The following is a 17764-nucleotide window of genomic DNA, read 5'->3' on the forward strand; positions in this document are numbered from 1 at the left end:
TAATCACTTAAAGTAGCTAACTCCTGACTCGAAGACCTTCATATCCAGATTGCCGTAGATATTCTTCGACACTCCGTCTCCTATCCTCTCGCAGTGGCACATCTTTCCGAGGATACGGCCATCCTCGCTTGTGATTCCCTCTACTGCACGGTAGGATCCGTTGATATTCCACTCTTCGTCCATTGAGCAGTTTCCGTCTATGTCAACGTACTGGGTTGCTACCTGTCCATTTGCGAACAGCTTGTCAAGCCATTTCTCGTCTGCGACGAATCTTCCCTCGCCGTGTGATGCAGGAATGCCATAGACGCTTCCAAGGCCTGCCAGGCGAAGCCATGGGCTCTTGTTGGATACAACCTTTGTATAGGCGATCTTACTGATATGGCGTCCGATCGTATTGTAGGTAAGTGTCGGTGAGTCAGGCTTCTGCTCCGTTACTTTTCCATAAGGCACAAGGCCGAGCTTTATCAGAGCCTGGAATCCGTTGCAGATACCAAGGACAAGTCCATCTCTCTTTGTGATCAGATCCTCGATGGCCTCGGTTATCTTTTCATTTCTGAAAGCCGTAGCAAAGAACTTCGCACTGCCCTCCGGCTCGTCTCCTGCTGAGAAACCGCCAGGGAACATAACTATCTGAGCCTTGTTTATGCCATTTACGAAATCATCGACTGAAGATCTGATGTCCTCTGCATTCTGGTTTCTGAATACTACTGTGTTCGTAGTCGCTCCTGCCTGCTCGAAGGCCCTCGCTGAATCATACTCACAGTTGGTCCCAGGGAATACCGGAATGAATACATTCGGCTTTGCGACCCTATTTTTGCAGACATATATATTTTTCTCATCATAGAGTCTGCATTCTACAGGAGTCTTACAAGAATCCGCCCTTGTCGCAAATACGCCCTCGAGAGGAGCCTTCCAGGCTAGAAGGGCCTCGCTTGCTGCAAAGGAGATGCTTCCAATGGTAAACATCCTATCATCTGTAACCTCACCTACGGTATCATAGTAATCAGACAGGCTGTTGTCTGTCATAGCTGAATCAACAGCCTCCATTGCTGATTGTGGGACCTCGGCCAGGATAGCGCAAGGATAAGCCCTGAAAGCATTCTTTTCAGACGTCATGGAAAGCTTTACTCCAAATCCGTTTCCGAAGGCCATCTTGGAGGCAGCAGCTGCTACTCCGTAATTATCTATCACATAGGCTGAGACTATAGCCTTTGCCTTTATTAGCTGATGGATAGTATCATAGAGCCTCATTACCTGGTCATATTCAGGAAGATCATAGAGATCCTTTGAGATCCAGAAGAGAACCAGCTTGTCTCCTGCCTTTTTAAGCTCTGGTGTGATTATATCATGCACATCTGCTGTATCAACTGCAAATGAGCAGAGGGTCGGCGGAACATCTATGTCGTTAAAGGTACCTGACATGGAATCCTTTCCTCCGATCGAAGGAAGGCCATATCTCATCTGTGCCTCAAAGGCTCCGAGAAGGGCTGCAAAAGGCTGGCTCCATCTCTTGGGATCCTCATTCATCCTCCTGAAGTATTCCTGGAATGTAAAGCGGATCTTTCTGAAATCGCCGCCTGCTGCAACGATCTTTGCCATAGACTCGGTTATAGAATAAATGGCTCCGTGATATGGACTCCATTTGGACAGATAAGGATCAAAGCCATATGCCATCATGGATACAGTATCGCACTTATGATTTCCGACAGGAAGCTTGGCTACCATGCTCTGGGTCTCTGTCAGCTGATACTTCCCACCGAAAGGCATAAATACAGACGATGCTCCGATCGAACCGTCGAACATCTCGACAAGCCCCTTCTGTGAGCATACATTGAGGTCTGAAAGGGTATCTAGCCAGGCTGCCTTGTAATCATCCTTCTCTATATCCTTCTTTACCTTTGACAGAGCATAGTCCCCAAGATAATCCTTATCCTTATCAGGTATCTCTACGACAACCCCTGTCTCCTGATGAGCTCCGTTTGTATCAAGGAAATCTCTTGAGAGATCAACTATGGTCTTTCCTCTCCAGTCAAGACGGAGCCTTGCTTCATCTGTCACCTCGGCTACAACAGTCGCCTCGAGATTTTCCTCAGCAGCATATGAAAGGAACTTGTCAACATCTGCCGGAGCAACAACGACTGCCATCCTCTCCTGAGACTCTGAAATAGCAAGCTCTGTTCCATCAAGCCCTGCATACTTCTTCGGAACCAGATCGAGATTTACCTTAAGTCCTCTGGCAAGCTCTCCTATGGCAACCGATACACCGCCGGCACCGAAGTCATTACATTTCTTTATCAGATAAGCGACCTCCTCACGCCTGAAGAGCCTCTGAAGCTTTCTCTCTGTAGGTGGATTACCCTTCTGGACCTCAGCTCCGCAAAGTGCCGTAGATTTGGTATTATGAGCCTTTGACGAGCCTGTGGCACCGCCTATACCGTCACGTCCGGTACGGCCTCCGAGCAGGATTATCTTATCACCCGGATCCGAGTCAAGTCTCCTTACGGCTCTTCTTGGAGCAGCTGCTATCACAGCCCCGATCTCCATCCTCTTTGCTACATAATCAGGATGATATATTTCCTTTACATATCCTGTCGCAAGTCCTATCTGGTTTCCGTATGAGCTGTAGCCATGAGCAGCCTCACGGACAAGCTTTTTCTGAGGAAGCTTACCCTCTAAGGTCTCGCTTACAGGTCTTGTCGGATCAGCTGCACCTGTGATCCTCATGGCCTGGTATACATAGGTCCTTCCTGAGAGAGGATCTCTTATAGCGCCTCCAAGGCAGGTCGCAGCACCACCGAACGGTTCTATTTCTGTAGGATGGTTATGGGTCTCGTTTTTGAAATTAAGAAGCCACTCCTCTGTCTTTCCATCCACCTCTATAGGGATCACTATGGAGCAGGCATTTATCTCGTCCGACTCCTCCTGGTCGTCTAATAGTCCCTTTTTCTTAAGGAGCTTTGCGCCTATAGTAGCAAGATCCATAAGGCAGACAAACTTATCGTTCCTGTCCCTGTAAAGGACCTTGTAATTATCACAGTATTTCTGATAAGAATCCATCATAGGCTTCTTATAGTAGCCGTCCTCAAACTCAATACTTGTAAGCTCTGTCGAGAATGTAGTATGACGGCAGTGATCAGACCAGTATGTATCAAGAACCCTTATCTCTGTAATAGACGGGTCCCTGTGCTCATCTGCCCTGAAATAATCTCTTATATGAAGGAAATCCTTATAGGTCATGGCAAGGCCAAGCGAATCATATCTCTTTCTGAAATCACCATCGCTCTCGTCGCAGAATCCATCAAGGATCTCGACATCCTCCGGTTCACTGAAATCGTCCTCCAGACTATCAGGCTTGCTCTCGTCTGCTATCCTCGAATCAACCGGATTTACACAATGCTTTTTGATCCGGTCAAAATCGTCATCAGAGATCTCTCCCTCGATAACATAGGTCGTAGCTGTCTTTATGATAGGACTGGCCTGATCGTCAAGGAGCTTCATGCACTGCTCAGCTGAGTCTGCTCTCTGGTCAAACTGTCCAGGCAGGAATTCCACAGAAAAAATCCGCCCGGTATAATCGAAGCTCTCCTCGTAAACATAATCTACAGGAGGCTCAGAGAATACTGTGCGGACTGCTTTTTCAAATACATTGTCCGGAAGATCTGAAACATCATAACGAACAAGAACCCTTACGCCGGTAATACCATCAATGCCGACGAAATGGCGTAACTCGTGTGAAAGCTGCTTCGCAGCAACTGCGAAATCAGGCTTTTTTTCTACATATACGCGTCTAACTTTTCCCATGGTCTTTCCTTTCGTGAAAACGGAAACAACAGCCAACAGATGTAAAAATCTACATCCGTCTGATTATATCACAAAAGGAAGGATAATAAAAACCCTTTTTGCAAATTCCTATACGATCACAAAAGAAAAGCTGCATTTTACTGCGAGACGGTCGCCAACATATGCCGCTCCCTCTGCAAGTCCTACATTTGCCTTCATATTGGTAAGGACTGTCTTTATGGTAAGGACATCGCCCGGACGCACCTGGGACTTGAATCTGGCGTTCTTTACCGATCCAAACATAGGCATCTTACCCTTGAAGTCAGGTGAGGTGAGGAGTGCACATGCTCCGCACTGGGCTATAGCCTCTAGTGAGAGCACCCCCGGAAAAACCGGATAGGCCGGGAAATGTCCTGCGAATACCGGGTCATTCCTGCTCATAAGCTTCTCACCTACAGCCCATTTAAGCGGCTCATAGTCGACTATACGGTCGATCATAAGCATGGGCTGCCTGTGGGGAAGGATCCTTTCTATATCATCACAGGTAAGTATATTTGGATTTTCTCTTACTTCTATTTTAGTCAATCTTTCCACCTCAAAAGACATCAGATCTTAGTCATAAGTATGGCTGCATTATGGCCGCCAAAGCCTAAGGAATCGCTTATTCCTGCCTTTACATCTGCGTTTACTCCCCTGCAAGGGACATAGTCGAGATCACACTCAGGGTCAGCCTCCCTTAGATTTGCAGTAGGCGGGATGAAGCCCTCCTCTATTGTCTTTGCCAGAAAAACAGCCTCAACGCCACCGGCTCCGCCAAGCAGATGACCTGTCATAGACTTTGTGGACGATATCTTCATATCCTTTGCATGATCGCCAAAAGCCATGTGGATGGCCTTTGTCTCAACTGCGTCATTTATATGGGTAGATGTACCATGAGCATTGATATAATCAATATCGTCTGTCTTCATTCCTGCATCATTTACCGCAAGCGTAAACACATCAGAAGCTCCCTCAGCCGAAGGATCAGGAGATGTGATATGATATGCGTCGCAGTTTGCTCCGTATCCCTTTATCTCACAGATGATATGGGCGCCTCTTCTTTTTGCATGCTCATATTCCTCAAGGACTATAAGTCCGCAGCCCTCACCTATTACGAAGCCGCTCCTATTTACATCAAACGGCGTTGAAGCATGTGATGGGTCATCTGACTTTGTAAGGGCTCCCATATTGGAGAATCCTCCTACAGCAAGAGGGGTAATACAGCTCTCTGTTCCTCCGGCAAGCATCAGATCCTGATAACCATCCCTTATCATATGGAAGCTGTCACCAATCGCATTGGTCCCGCCTGCACAGGCAGTAACAGGGCAGGTAGCCATTCCCTTAAGTCCGAATCTGATAGCTGTCTGGCCTGCTGCCATATTTGATATGGACATAGGGATAAAGAATGGAGAAACTCTTTCAAAGCCCTTCTCCATGCCCCTTATATGCTGATCCTCTATAGTCGGAAGTCCACCTATACCGCAGGAGATATCTGTTCCGAATCTCTTTGCATTAACTTCGCCAATAAGCTTTCCATCCTCACTGACAAGTCCTGCCTCAGTCAGTGCCTCTGTGGCTGCTGCAATGGCAAACTGGGTGAAGCGGTCCATATGACGCGAATCCTTTTTTGCCATATACTTTAGAGGATCGAATCCCTTTACCTGTCCGGCAAGCTTTATAGAAAAATCCTCTATCTGAAAGGCACTTATAGGAGCTATCCCTACCCTTCCTGCCTTTATATTGTCAAAGCTTTCCCTGACCGAAAGGCCACAGGGATTGACTGTTCCAAGTCCGGTTACAACAACTCTTCTTCTATCCATCCAATCCTCACATTCCGCCGTTTACTTCGATCACGGCGCCTGTAATATATGAAGCCCTCTCGTCTGCAAGCATAGCCGCGATATATGCTATCTCGCATGGAGATGCCATCCTTTTCATCGGGATCTGTTCCAGGAGTTTTTCCTTTGCTAAGTCACTTATAGCCCTTGTCATCTCTGTATCTACCATGCCTGGAGCAATACAGTTTACCGTTATGTTTCTCGATGCGACTTCCTTGGCAAGCGACTTGGAAAAACCTATGATACCGGCCTTTGCCGCCGCATAGTTGGCCTGTCCGGCATTCCCGTATATACCGCTTACACTGGTGATATTTATGATCCTGCCGTATCTTTTCTTTATCATAGGACGGATGCAGGCCTTTGACATCAGATAGACGCTCTTCAAGTCGGATGCTATCACATCATCGAAGTCCTTCTCCTTCATGGAGATAAGAAGGCCATCTCTTGTAATTCCGGCATTGTTTATAAGCACATCCACCTGACCTGCTTCCTTTGCTATTCGCTCAGCCGTTTCGGCTTCGCTTAGGTCTCCTGCTACTATAAGAGGAGTCTCATATCCTTTTTCCATAAGGGATGATGCAATCTCCTCCAGTCTGTCTGTATTTTTATGACAGTGAAGGACAAGCCTGTATCCTCTTTTCGCAAATTCCTCTGCGATGGCCTGTCCAATACCACCGCTTGCTCCTGTGATCAGGGCTGTACTCATAAGTCTTCTATATCCTCCACGGTATTCAAGCTCTTTATACTGATATCCTTTATGTCCATTGCCTTTGCGCATTTTTTCACAAATCCGCTCAGTGTCTTTCCAGGACCTATCTCTATGAATTCGTCAAAGCCCTCAGATAGAAGAAGGCAGAGGCTCTTTTCCATAAGAACAGGGCTTTTTACCTGACGTACCATAAGATCTATTATCTTATCCTTCTGATTGACAAGAGGAGTGACCTCTCCATCATCTCCTGTAGCATTAAAAATGACCCTGCATCTTGCCGGAGCCATCTCGATGCCAGGAAGGAATTCCTTAAGGGCATCTCCGGCCGGCTTCATATATGGAGTATGGAAGGGTCCGCTGACCATAAGCGGTATCACTCTTTTTGCTCCGGCTTCCTTTAGAAGCTGGCCGGCCTTATCTACGCTTTCCCTCTTTCCTGAGATAACGACCTGTCCGGGACAGTTGAAATTGGTCGGATAGCAGCCAGCCTCCGAGGCAGCCTTTTCTATAGAATCCTTATCCATCCCTACTATGGCTGACATTCCCCAGTCACCGCCGGCTCCGGCCTCCTTCATTTTCCTTCCGCGAAATGAGGTTGCTTTAAGGACTGCCTCAGGAGAAAACACTCCTGCTCCCATAAGAGCCGAGTATTCTCCAAGAGAAAGTCCAAGAACCGCCTCAGGGAATATCTCCTTTTCCTCAAGGATCTTTGTGATGCCAGTGGCAAATGCACTAAGAGCCGGCTGGGTATTCTCTGTATCTGTAAGCGCCTCATTCTCGTTGTTAAAGATCACATCACAAAGTCCTGGCTTTATCGAATCTGCCAGATCATAGACAGCCTTAAAGGCCGGGTAGGTCTGATAGAGATCCTTTCCCATTCCTGTCTTCTGTGCTCCCTGTCCGGCATATAAAAAAGCTCTCTTCAATTCTTCTGCCTCCCTGTGCAAATATCCTCGATTATTTCCCTTAAAGGTCTTATAGCCTTCACCTGTCCTGCTGTCTGTCCTGCCATCAGGCTTCCGGTCTTTGTATCTCCGTCAAAAACTGCTCTTCTTAAGCTCCCAAGTGTAAACTTTTCAAGCTCCTCCAAGGAAGCTCCTGCCTTCTCGCTCTTTATGTACTCCCTTGTCATCCTGTTCTTAAGTACTCTTACAGGGGCTCCGCCTATGCGTCCTGTGACTACTGCATCAGTGCCTTTTGCCTTTACTATGGCCTCCTTGTAAGCTGGATGGATAGGACACTCCTCTGAGCATAAAAGAGCCGTACCCACCTGTACTCCGCAGGCACCGAGATCCATTGCTGCCTTAAACTGTCTGTGGTCTCCTATACCGCCTGCTGCTATAACAGGGATATTTACTGCGTCGCAGACCTGAGGCACCAGAGTCATAGTAGTCATCTCTCCTATATGTCCTCCGCTTTCGCATCCCTCGGCTATCACTGCATCAGCTCCATCACGCTCCATCAGGATAGCAAGAGTAGATGAAGCCACAACAGGGAAGACCTTTATCCCTGCTTCCTTCCATTTTTTCATGAATCTTCCAGGATTTCCTGCTCCGGTCGTAACGAACCTGACGCCTGTCTTAATAACAATATCAGCAATTTCCTCGATCTGTGGATGCATAAGCATCAGATTCACTCCGAATGGCTTATCTGTTTTTTCCTTCGCTATACTGATTTCCTCTCTGATACGGTCAGCGCTGAATCCTCCTGAGGCAATAAGTCCCAGTCCTCCGGCGTTTGATACGGCGGCTGCAAAGCTTCCATCTGCTATATTTGCCATTCCGCCCTGAATAAGCGGGAACTCTGTCCCCGTAAGATCTCTTAAATCCATAATGCCCTTTCTGCGCTTATCTATAACTAACTATGCAGCTCCCCCAGGTAAGTCCGCTTCCAAATCCTAAGAGAAGCAGTTTCTCGCCGCTATGCAAAAGTCCCTTCTCCTCCATCTCTGCTATGCAGATAGGGATAGAGGCTCCTGAGGTATTTCCTATCCTGTCTATATTACAGTAGAATTTTTCTCCGGGAAGCTTCATGGCCCTTACAACGTGATCGATTATCCTCTTGTTGGCCTGGTGACAGACGAACCAGTCTATCTGATCGCAGGTCATTCCTGCCTTTTCAAGAGTCGTGTTTATCATATGGGGAAGTATCCTTACTGCGAATCTGAATACCTCCTTACCGTCCATCCTTATATATGAGCTGTCTGACTTGGCTCCCATGCAGTTTATGGCTAGTGAGCTTTGGGCTCCTAAAACTGATGCATAGCTTCCTTCGACAAGCCTTATCACAACGGCTCCGGCTCCGTCACCAAACAGTATATTCGTAGATCTGTCAGTCATATCAAGAAGCTTTGAAAGCTCCTCGACACCTGTGACAAGAGCATAGGGTCTTTCCGGATTTGCATACAGAAATGATCTGGCGGTCTCTATAGCGTAGGGAAAGCCTGAACAGGCTGCATTAATATCAAAATAAGGGATATCCTTATCGAGCCCTAAGGCTTGCTGCAGCTGGGAAGCAACAGACGGAGTGGAATAATCTCCTGAAAGCGTGGCTACTATAACAAGACCGATCTTCTTCCTGTCTATCCCGGACTTCTTTAGTGCCCTTTCTGCTGCCCGTAAAGCAAGGGAGTTGGCGCTCTCTTTTCCCTCGGTAAAGCGCCTCTCCCTGATGCCTGTTCTTTTGACTATCCATTCGTCGTTCGTATCTTCAATGGCAGCCAGATCATCGTTTGTGACAGCCCTTGAAGGAAGAGATAGACCTGTGGATATTATCTGAACTGATTTCATAATCATATTTTTCTGAACTTACGATGTCTGTCGGCAACAAGCTCCCTTGGAGACATCCTGACAAGCTCCTTTAAATTCCTTTCGATCGCCTTGTCAAGCGCATCATATACGCTTACCGGATCAGATGATGCTCCGCCTGCAGGCTCAGCTATTATCTCGTCTGCCATCTTGTCCTTATACATATCGTCTGCCGTCAGATGCATAAGTGAGCAGGCCTCCTTCTTTCTGGACGTATCCTTGAAGAGGATAGAGCAGAAGCCCTCTGGTGAAAGCACTGAGTATACTGCATACTCAAGCATAAGGAGACGGTTTGCAACAGAAAGAGCCAGAGCTCCTCCTGAATTGCCCTCTCCTGTGACTACAGAAATCACCGGGACCTTCAGATGGCTCATCATGGCCAGTGATCTGGCTATAGCCTCTCCCTGTCCATGAGCCTCTGCCTCCATACCCGGATACGCTCCAGGTGTATCTATAAATGTGATTACAGGTCGGTTGAATTTCTCTGCCTCACTAAACATCCTCATGGCCTTCCTGTATCCTTCCGGAGAAGGCATACCGAAACGGCATCTCATGTTTTCCTCGAGGTTCTTTCCCTTCCTGTGGCCTAATACCGTAACAGGCATCCCGTGATATAAGGCTATACCGCCGTAGATGGCCTCATCATTATCATAGAGATGATCGCCTCTTATTTCAAAGAAATCTGTAAAAAGGGCATCGATAAAGTCAGTAATATGAGGTCTGCCTGAAAATCTTGCTATATAAACATGATCCTCAGGCTCAAGATCCCTGCACTGCTCGAGAAGATCACTTCTAAGGCCCTCAAGGTGTCTTAGCTCATCCTGCTTGTCATAGTATTCCTGCCCTACTGCATCTCCGTTCAGCTCGGTAAGAGCCTGCTTGGCCTCGGCTATCTGCTGATCGGTCTTTGAAACAAGCTCCAGAATCTTATCTACCATTCGACCCTCCTGCTGTCTTAAACCCATGAAGCATCAGGATCCTTGTGATAGTGGCCTTAAGCTCATCTCTTGGAACAATCGCGTCTATAAAGCCATGCTCATAAAGATACTCAGCTCTCTGAAACCCTTTTGGAAGCTTCTTTCCAATAGTCTGCTCTATGACCCTGGGGCCTGCAAAGCCTATAAGTGCCCCTGGCTCTGCTAATGTGATATCACCAAGCGTCGCAAAGGATGCAGTAACCCCGCCTGTAGTAGGATGGGTAAGCACGCTTATGTAAAGGCCTCCGTCTCTTGAGAACTGCTCTACTGCATCGGCAGTCTTTGCCATCTGCCAGAGAGAGAACATACCCTCCTGCATCCTGGCACCACCAGATGCCGAGAAAATTATAAGCGGAAGCTTGTGTCTTCCTGCATATTCTATGGCCCTTGTGATCTTCTCACCACAGGCCTGACTCATAGAGCCCATGAAGAATCTGCTGTCTAAGACTATCACAACAGACTTCACTCCTGAAATCTTGCCAACTGCTGTAACAGCTGTCTCCTTAAGGCCGGTCTTTTCCTCTGCCTCCTTAAGCTTTCCCCTGTATCCAGGGAAATCAAGCGGATCATCCGATGAAATCCCCGTATTTGCTACCTTCATGCTTCCGCTGTCAAGAATGATAGAAAGCCTGTATGGTGCAGAAATATTCTTGAGCTTTCCGCAAACCGGACAGGTATAGTAGTGGCTCTCCCACTGGCTCTTTCTCGATCTTCTGTGACAGCCCTTGCACATTATGAAAGGATCTGTTTCTATATCCATTATTCTGCCTTTTTGATCTCGTCAAAGATATCCTGAACCGTAACAAGCTTCTGTACGTCCTCCTCAGGGATCTTGACTCCGCTCTCATCCTCGATGGTCATCTGAAGCTCAACAATAGAAAGTGAGTCTGCACCAAGGTCATCAATAAGTTTTGCCTCTGGCTTTACCTCTTCCTTGTCTACATCAAGCTCGTCTGCGATAATCTCCTGTAACTTCTCGAAATCCATTTTTATCTCCTTTCAGACTGTATCAATTCTTTTTAGCTAAGTCAGGTATAGCTAAATAATGATTAGCTAAATTATACTTGACTAAAACAGTTTTAATATATACTATAATTTATTGTATGTCAAGAAAAAATTTCTTTTGTAATTTTAACTAAAGAATGCTAGAATGATAAAAACAAGTAAAAGTAAGTGAGGAAATTATGTTGGATTTAACAGAAGTGCTTCATAACGTTTACAGCAAGCTCAGACTTCATTTCTATATGCAGGTCTACTCTCATTTTGAGAAAAGGGAGGCTACGCTGACCACAGTAGAGACCTTCAGTATGGAGGCTATCACGACGCTTGACCACCCTACCGTGGCCCAGTTTGCCGCCGCTATGAATATCTCTACATCGAATGCCGCATACAGGGTATCAAGCCTTATCAAGAAGGGATATCTGAAGAAGATCCAGAGCAGGGAGGACCTGCGTACCTACTTCTTAGAGCCTACCACCAAGTATCTGAAGTATAACCGAATCAATGAGGCCTATATAAAGGTAATAGCTGACAGGATAAAAACCCGCCTGTCTCCTGAGGAGTTCGAGAAGTTCACAGAGACTCTCGATATGATCGACAAGGAACTAATGAACGATGTGAAATTTACAGGATTGGAAAAGAAAAAAAATGCTAAATAAAAAAAGGATCGTAGTAAAGGTGGGTACCTCATCCCTTACTAATGAGCTGGGAAACCCTAATCTAAAGGCTTTTGACAGCTTAGCCCTGGTGCTCTCAGATGTGCATAATATGGGCTATGATATAGTGCTTGTTTCATCAGGCGCCATAGCTGTAGGTGCAAGCAAGCTTCATCTGAAGGAGAAGCCGACTGAGCTAAGATACAAGCAGGCCTGTGCTGCCGTAGGTCAGTGCAGCAATATGTTCTGGTATGATAAATTCTTCAGTGAATACAATCAGGAGGTTGCCCAGATTCTCTTCAATACCGACGATATAGAAAACGAGGAGAAGAAGGAGAATCTGTCCAATACCATAAACACCCTTCTTGAGATGGGAATAATACCTATTGTAAATGAAAACGACTCGGTAAGCTATACAGAGATAGATTCCAAGGAGCATCTGTTCAGTGACAATGACAAGCTGTCTGCCATAGTCGCCATCCTCTGCAAGGCCGGCAAGCTTGTGATATTCTCAGACATTGACGGCTTCTTTGACAAGGATCCAAGACTCTATTCAGATGCAAAGCTTATAGACAGGATCGATCAGATTACTGATGATACATTTGAGCTGGCAGGAGGCGCCGGCTCAAGACGCGGCACCGGAGGCATGCGCACCAAGCTTGAGGCCGCCCAGCTTGCCACCGCACAGGGCATCAGCACTATAGTAACAAATGGCGCCCATCCTGACGCTCTCTATAACGTGGTCTCCGGACGTAAGGTCGGTACGCTTTTCAAGGGAGTAAGAAAATAAAATAAATCAGGCTGTAGCCATGGTCTTTACACGGGCCATGGCTTTTCTTACAGGCTTTATTGAAAGAAGAGCAAGAGTCAGTGCTGCCTCTGCACCCAGATAGATTCCATTATAGGCAAGTGAATAAAGTGCAGGTCCGAAAAATCCCTTAAAGCCATAGCTTGCTGCATATGTACCAAAGAATAAAAGTCCTGAAAGAAAGGCAAAGAAATATCTTCCCACAACTCCGACTATATATCCCTTTACAAGTCCATTTTTTGAATCAGAAAAGATACCTGAGAGTCCTAATGCTCCGAAGGCAAGCACATAATCGACGATAGGCTGTAGCGGATTTATTATATAAGGCTCAAGTATCAACTGAACGAGACCATAGGCCACGGCCGAGGTTATTCCTGCCCTGGCCCCGTACCAGTATCCGACAAGTGAGATGAAAAGCATTGAAAACAGAGTCATTGCTCCTCCCATAGGGAACTGGAAAAGCTTTATCATCGAGGCCACTGTCGCAAGAGCTATGGCAACGCCTGAAAAGGCTATCTGTTTGGAACTTAGCTTTTTTTCATTTCCTGATACGGCCGCTCCAAAAAGCAGGATCATAATAATAAAAGCTGCTATCATCATATATCCTACTATTCCCGGCACATAATATCCATCACGTTTCACTAATAAGGCTGACATTATTTCTCCTTTCTATTATCATCGTCATAGCTTTCTGATATGGGATGAATCCACTGATATCCTCCGCATGTGGGACTTCCGTCAAATGACCTGACATAAATCCATTTCCTGACCGCAAAGATTCCTGCGATCGAAGCCACACCTAAGAGAAGCTCAAGTCCATTGCCTCCATCAAGTACCATATGCCTTGCTATGGAAAAAAGCAGGACATCGAGCGCACTTCCAGGGGTATGTCTTATAAGCATCCTGATAAACTCTATACCTATGACCAGATTAAAGGCATGCTCTAAAAAGACATGGAAGGTATAATCATTCTGATTATCAAGAAGCGAAGGCATATCCCTTACAAATGGAATGACATTTATTATAAAGCCTATAAGTACTATCACTGCTACTGTAAGCTCAAGGACCTCTGTAACTATTTCCATCCAGTCAGAGAAGGCCCTTCTCTTTATGGCGTTTCTTATCTTCTTTTTTCTTAGCTCAGTCAGTTTTTCCTGATCCATTTTTCCTCTCCTTTCGCGGCAGCGGGAAACCTACCTCTGCGATCACTATTGCTACAAACATGAGAATGCAGCCGCAGGTCTCCCTAACAGATGGCAGCTGCCCCAGAATAAAGATCCCTCCTATCAGTGAAAAGACGCTTTCCATACACATTGCAAGTGATGCAACTGCTGGATTAAGCCCCTTCTGCCCTATGGCCTGAAGCGAATAGCCAACAGCGCTTGACATCACGCCGACATAGATAAGGGCCGGAAGCGCCTTATATATCTGACCGATCGATGGCCCAGAGAAAATGACCATTACAGCTGTAGAAATAATGGCACAGACCGCGAACTGCAGGAAGGTAAGTCTTACTGCACCGACTTTTTTTACAAAGAAAGAAACAGTAAGGATCTGTCCGGCGAAAAGGACTGCACAGGCAAGAGTAAGGATATCTCCTGCCGAAAAGCCCTTAAGCCCTCCCCTTGCGCAGAGCAGATATAAGCCAAGCAGACATAAAGCCACACTGACCCATAGCCTAAGCGGCTGTTTTTTTCGAAAGATGATAAGAGAGATTATAGGGACAAAGATAACATAGAGGGCTGTGATGAAGCCGCTCTTGGCTGCAGTCGTATATTTTATCCCTATCTGCTGGCATGCGCTTGCAAGACATAGAAAGCCTCCGCAAAGGGCTCCAGCAAGTAAATCTGTCTTTATATCCTTTTCCCCATTAGTTTTTCTCCTATCGATTATTATGACAAATGGCAGCATGACTATTACCGACATTATACTTCGGATCGACAGAAATGACCAGCCGTCCAGGTATCTGGCTCCTATGCTCTGAAAAGGAAATGCCAGTCCCCAGATAAGCGCAGCCAGAAAAAGTATCAGGGTATGGATTATTTCCTTAACCAGTATATTTTTCTTTTTTTCCATAGATAAGATCTGCCTTTTGTCATATATGTATTACTACTGCTATCAAAAATCCCAGAAGGAATCCAAAGAAAACCTGAAGAGGAGTATGTCCTACAAATTCCTTCAGCTTCTCCTCCGGTGAAAGGTCCTTCGCATAAACTATCTCTACCAGATGATTGATCACCCTGGACTGCTTTCCTGTCTCAAGTCTGACTCCCATTGCGTCATGCATGACTATTATCGCAACAAAGCAGGCAAGAGCGAATACAGGGGAGTCAAACCCCTGCTCTATACCGCAGGATACTGCTATAGCCGTGACAGTAGCTGAGTGTCCGCTTGGCATTCCTCCGTCACCAACAAGACGGCTCATATCGATCCTGTGGTTGGTTATCGCAAAGATAATGGTCTTCAAGACCTGAGCAGAAAGCCAGCCGCAGGCTCCCGAAATAAGAATTCTGTTTGATATGATCTGTCTTATTATTTCCTGCATATTTCTATCCTCTGATACCTTTATACATTCTTTTATATTCTACTTGTAAAAAAGCATTTTTTCAATAAAAAGATAGGCAGGAATCTGCTAAACCTTGTCATGTCCATATGATCTTCAGTGTGTCATGGTGTCAAGACTTCCCGTCTCCCTGCCCTTTACTTCGACTACAACCCTATTAGGAAGACAGGTTATGGTCTCAGAAACCTTTGATTTCTTTCCCTGATGGATACAGATCTTATCCGGACAGTTGGCCTCCTTCATATATACATATCCGTTTTTTATACAGACTATATTAGTAAGCCGTCCCTTCTTATCCTTTATCCTTATCTCCCTGTTAAGGCCTAGCGGATAGCTACCTGTCTCTTTTCCGTAATGAAAGATCACCGCATAATTGCCTGTCCTTCTTGTCCTGTAAAAGATAAATGAGAAGATAATCAGTGCTATAAGAATTATAGCTATGGCTATGGCTCCCTTTTTTGTAATATAGCTATCCTCGTTCATCTGTCTTCCTTATCCGAAAATCTGCCTTTTTTAAGCCTTCTGTGTACCGCCGCACTAAGGGATCCTGTAATAAGTCCCGTTATAATTCCAGATACGGCAAGTATCGGCATATAAAAAAGTATATCCATATTGCTTACAAAAATGCAGGCACAGATAAGCTGACCTGCATTATGAGAAATGGCACCTATAACAGAAAGCGATATCATCCTGGCCTTACCTGTCCTGAAGAAAAGATACATCACTATAAAACTTAAAATACCGCCTGAAAGGGAATATAAAAAGGACATGCCGTTACCGAAAAGAAAACCTGAAAGCAGGATCCTTATCACCAGGATAAGAAAGGCCTCAGACGGTGAAAAAAGATACATCAGTATAACTGTGACCATATTAGCAAGCCCAAGCTTCATTCCTGGTATTCCAAAGTTTATCGGAATAAGGGTTTCTATATAGCCTGCTATCATCGCAAGAGAAAGAAAAACTCCAAGAGAAGCTATATGTGATGATCTTTTCATAAATAAATCCCTTCCTTTGTCATAGGCACAAACCCACTGCCTTTAGGCGGTGGGTAGTTGACACCAGTGCCTTCCTCCTTTCGTATCAGGTCCAGTGCTCTATAAAGCCCTCACCCATCGCCTCCGAAACATTTCCTACTATAAAGAAGGCCCGCCTGTCATGCTCCCTTACTATATCCTTGATCTGTGGTACATCTTTTTTTGAACATACGCAGCATATGATCTTCCTTGGCTTCCTGGAATATTCTCCAACTCCGGACAGGCTTGTAACACCCCTGTCCATATCTATAAGGATATCCTTTGATATGGCATCACATTCCCTTGAAATAATAAGAGCTATCTTTGCCTTCTTACCATTATCCACAACCTTATCTATTACCTTTCCCATCACATATACTGAAAGAAAGGCATAAAGAGTATTCTCCACGCTGAAGGCAAGCAGGCCGACAAGGACTATACTGCCATCAAGAAATTGGATAAGCATACCTACAGGAATATGACGGAATATATGGGACAGGGAGTTGCCCAGCATATCAGTCCCGCCGGTAGTTGACCTGGCCAGCAGCAGAATACCGGTTCCAAGGCCGAAAAGCACGCCTCCATAGAGACTTGTCAGAAAAAGATTATCCGATATAAGAGAATACTCAGGCATAAGGGCAAGCTCAAGCGTCATTAAAGAAAATCCCAGCCCGGTTCTTATTATGCTCTTAATCCCGTCTACCTTTAATGCTATTAAAAAAATAGGTGTATTTAATAAAAGATTTGAAAGCCATAGGGGGATTGGTCTGTTAAGATAAAGCCTACTGAGTTTTTTTATAACAATAGCCAGACCACTGACTCCGCCTGTATCAAGTCCGGAAGGGTCCAGAACATATTTGACAGCAAGCGAGATCAGAGTAGAACCCAGTAGAATTATGAAAAAATCCCTGATATGCTTTTTCAGATACCTGGTCTTAAAAAAATCACTTCCGAATACTTCTCTCATATATTCATTCTCTAAAAACCCTGAAAATAAAGTAAGAGCCTGTGACATAAGCCACAAGCTCTATTACAGAGGCAGAAGGACTTGAACCCTCGACATTTGGTTTTGGAGACCAACGTTCTACCAACTGAACTATACCTCTAGATTCTGATTCCTAACTCCTGCTTGTAAACAAGTACCTTCAAAACTTCATACAGAATAATCCTTCGCCCCACTTCTAAATTCGCACTTCGCTTACGCTCGTGCTTACTTACAAGTATGCTTTCTAAGGAAGTTCTTTTCGCTAAGCTCACACTTCGTCTTTGACTCGTGCTCGCTAATCTCAAAGAACGATCTCGCTTCGGATTCGAGCTTCGTCTTTGACTCGCTCTCATCTCGAAGCTTTTGCCCCACTTCTAAATTCGCACTTCGCTTACGCTCGTGCTCATTAAGAGTGGTGCATGCCTCGCACGTAAGACGCTGCTGCGCTTTCGCTTGCACCGTCTAAGTGCTCATGGCTAGATCAAGCCTTCGATCTATTAGTGACAGTCAGCTGAACATGTTGCCATGCTTACACCTCTGCCCTATCTACCTCGTCGTCTACAAGGGATCTTATGTCCTTAATGGACGGG

19 protein-coding genes, 1 tRNA gene and 1 rRNA gene are annotated in these 17764 nt (G+C 45.7%); 2 read left to right on the top strand and 19 right to left on the bottom strand.

What is annotated here, in order from left to right; genetic code table 11:
• Window positions 1-3: 3 nt before the first annotated feature.
• From ACTNCK_RS01150 to ACTNCK_RS01195, 10 genes are all read right to left on the bottom strand, one after another.
• A complete protein-coding gene (locus ACTNCK_RS01150) occupies window positions 4-3801 on the bottom strand; it encodes a phosphoribosylformylglycinamidine synthase (protein ID WP_441080470.1) in 3798 nt (1265 codons plus the stop codon).
• Between the two features lie 108 nt (window positions 3802-3909).
• Complete coding sequence (gene fabZ, locus ACTNCK_RS01155; protein WP_441080472.1) at window positions 3910-4365, bottom strand: 3-hydroxyacyl-ACP dehydratase FabZ; 456 nt, start codon at window positions 4363-4365, stop codon at window positions 3910-3912.
• 20 nt (window positions 4366-4385) lie between these two features.
• Window positions 4386-5639, bottom strand: coding sequence for a beta-ketoacyl-ACP synthase II (gene fabF, locus ACTNCK_RS01160; RefSeq protein ID WP_441080474.1), 1254 nt, complete (start codon window positions 5637-5639; stop codon window positions 4386-4388).
• A 7-nt stretch (window positions 5640-5646) separates the two neighbouring features.
• Window positions 5647-6363 carry a 3-oxoacyl-[acyl-carrier-protein] reductase gene (gene fabG / locus ACTNCK_RS01165; protein WP_441080475.1) on the bottom strand — a complete coding sequence of 239 codons (717 nt, stop codon included), beginning with the start codon at window positions 6361-6363 and terminating at the stop codon, window positions 5647-5649.
• Complete coding sequence (locus ACTNCK_RS01170) at window positions 6360-7292, bottom strand: ACP S-malonyltransferase (protein ID WP_441080477.1); 933 nt, start codon at window positions 7290-7292, stop codon at window positions 6360-6362. The genes fabG and ACTNCK_RS01170 overlap by 4 nt, the downstream gene beginning before the upstream one ends.
• Window positions 7289-8197 (bottom strand): nitronate monooxygenase, encoded by a 909-nt coding sequence (locus ACTNCK_RS01175; protein ID WP_441080479.1) that lies wholly within the window; start codon window positions 8195-8197, stop codon window positions 7289-7291. Before ACTNCK_RS01175 ends, ACTNCK_RS01170 begins: the two co-directional genes overlap by 4 nt.
• A 16-nt stretch (window positions 8198-8213) precedes the next feature.
• Complete coding sequence (locus tag ACTNCK_RS01180) at window positions 8214-9155, bottom strand: beta-ketoacyl-ACP synthase III (protein ID WP_441080481.1); 942 nt, start codon at window positions 9153-9155, stop codon at window positions 8214-8216.
• A gap of 2 nt (window positions 9156-9157) precedes the next feature.
• Complete coding sequence (locus ACTNCK_RS01185; protein ID WP_441080482.1) at window positions 9158-10111, bottom strand: acetyl-CoA carboxylase carboxyltransferase subunit alpha; 954 nt, start codon at window positions 10109-10111, stop codon at window positions 9158-9160.
• Window positions 10101-10910, bottom strand: a complete 810-nt coding sequence (locus ACTNCK_RS01190; RefSeq protein ID WP_441080483.1) for an acetyl-CoA carboxylase carboxyltransferase subunit beta — start codon at window positions 10908-10910, stop codon at window positions 10101-10103. Before ACTNCK_RS01190 ends, ACTNCK_RS01185 begins: the two co-directional genes overlap by 11 nt.
• On the bottom strand, window positions 10910-11137 hold the full coding sequence (locus ACTNCK_RS01195; RefSeq protein ID WP_441080485.1) for an acyl carrier protein: 228 nt from the start codon (window positions 11135-11137) through the stop codon (window positions 10910-10912). Before ACTNCK_RS01195 ends, ACTNCK_RS01190 begins: the two co-directional genes overlap by 1 nt.
• A 197-nt stretch (window positions 11138-11334) precedes the next feature.
• Here ACTNCK_RS01195 and ACTNCK_RS01200 point away from each other — a divergent pair, with 197 nt between their 5' ends.
• Both ACTNCK_RS01200 and proB read left to right on the top strand, forming a co-directional pair.
• Window positions 11335-11808, top strand: a complete 474-nt coding sequence (locus ACTNCK_RS01200) for a MarR family transcriptional regulator (protein WP_441080487.1) — start codon at window positions 11335-11337, stop codon at window positions 11806-11808.
• Window positions 11798-12595 carry a glutamate 5-kinase gene (gene proB, locus ACTNCK_RS01205; RefSeq protein ID WP_441080489.1) on the top strand — a complete coding sequence of 266 codons (798 nt, stop codon included), beginning with the start codon at window positions 11798-11800 and terminating at the stop codon, window positions 12593-12595. The genes ACTNCK_RS01200 and proB overlap by 11 nt, the downstream gene beginning before the upstream one ends.
• Window positions 12596-12601: 6 nt before the next feature.
• Here proB and ACTNCK_RS01210 read toward each other — a convergent pair whose 3' ends face one another.
• The 9 genes from ACTNCK_RS01210 to ACTNCK_RS01250 form a co-directional block, all read right to left on the bottom strand.
• Window positions 12602-13270 carry an energy-coupled thiamine transporter ThiT gene (locus ACTNCK_RS01210; RefSeq protein ID WP_441080491.1) on the bottom strand — a complete coding sequence of 223 codons (669 nt, stop codon included), beginning with the start codon at window positions 13268-13270 and terminating at the stop codon, window positions 12602-12604.
• Entirely contained in the window at window positions 13270-13776 is a 507-nt protein-coding gene (locus tag ACTNCK_RS01215; RefSeq protein WP_441080493.1) for a hypothetical protein, read from the bottom strand. The genes ACTNCK_RS01210 and ACTNCK_RS01215 overlap by 1 nt, the downstream gene beginning before the upstream one ends.
• On the bottom strand, window positions 13754-14689 hold the full coding sequence (locus tag ACTNCK_RS01220; RefSeq protein ID WP_441080494.1) for a DMT family transporter: 936 nt from the start codon (window positions 14687-14689) through the stop codon (window positions 13754-13756). The genes ACTNCK_RS01215 and ACTNCK_RS01220 overlap by 23 nt, the downstream gene beginning before the upstream one ends.
• A 19-nt stretch (window positions 14690-14708) precedes the next feature.
• Window positions 14709-15158 carry a divergent PAP2 family protein gene (locus ACTNCK_RS01225; protein WP_441080496.1) on the bottom strand — a complete coding sequence of 150 codons (450 nt, stop codon included), beginning with the start codon at window positions 15156-15158 and terminating at the stop codon, window positions 14709-14711.
• Window positions 15159-15272: 114 nt separating this feature from the next.
• Window positions 15273-15659 carry a NusG domain II-containing protein gene (locus ACTNCK_RS01230; protein WP_441080497.1) on the bottom strand — a complete coding sequence of 129 codons (387 nt, stop codon included), beginning with the start codon at window positions 15657-15659 and terminating at the stop codon, window positions 15273-15275.
• Complete coding sequence (locus tag ACTNCK_RS01235) at window positions 15656-16171, bottom strand: Gx transporter family protein (protein ID WP_441080499.1); 516 nt, start codon at window positions 16169-16171, stop codon at window positions 15656-15658. Before ACTNCK_RS01235 ends, ACTNCK_RS01230 begins: the two co-directional genes overlap by 4 nt.
• Window positions 16172-16256: 85 nt before the next feature.
• Window positions 16257-17156: a YitT family protein gene (locus tag ACTNCK_RS01240; RefSeq protein WP_441080501.1), complete on the bottom strand. Its 900-nt coding sequence runs from the start codon at window positions 17154-17156 to the stop codon at window positions 16257-16259.
• A 66-nt stretch (window positions 17157-17222) separates the two neighbouring features.
• A tRNA-Trp gene (locus tag ACTNCK_RS01245) sits at window positions 17223-17295 on the bottom strand.
• Between the two features lie 356 nt (window positions 17296-17651).
• A 23S ribosomal RNA gene (locus ACTNCK_RS01250) occupies window positions 17652-17764 on the bottom strand; the annotation flags it as partial.

The organism is Candidatus Weimeria sp. HCP3S3_B5 (genome assembly GCF_052064335.1).
Lineage (GTDB): Bacteria > Bacillota > Clostridia > Lachnospirales > Lachnospiraceae > Weimeria.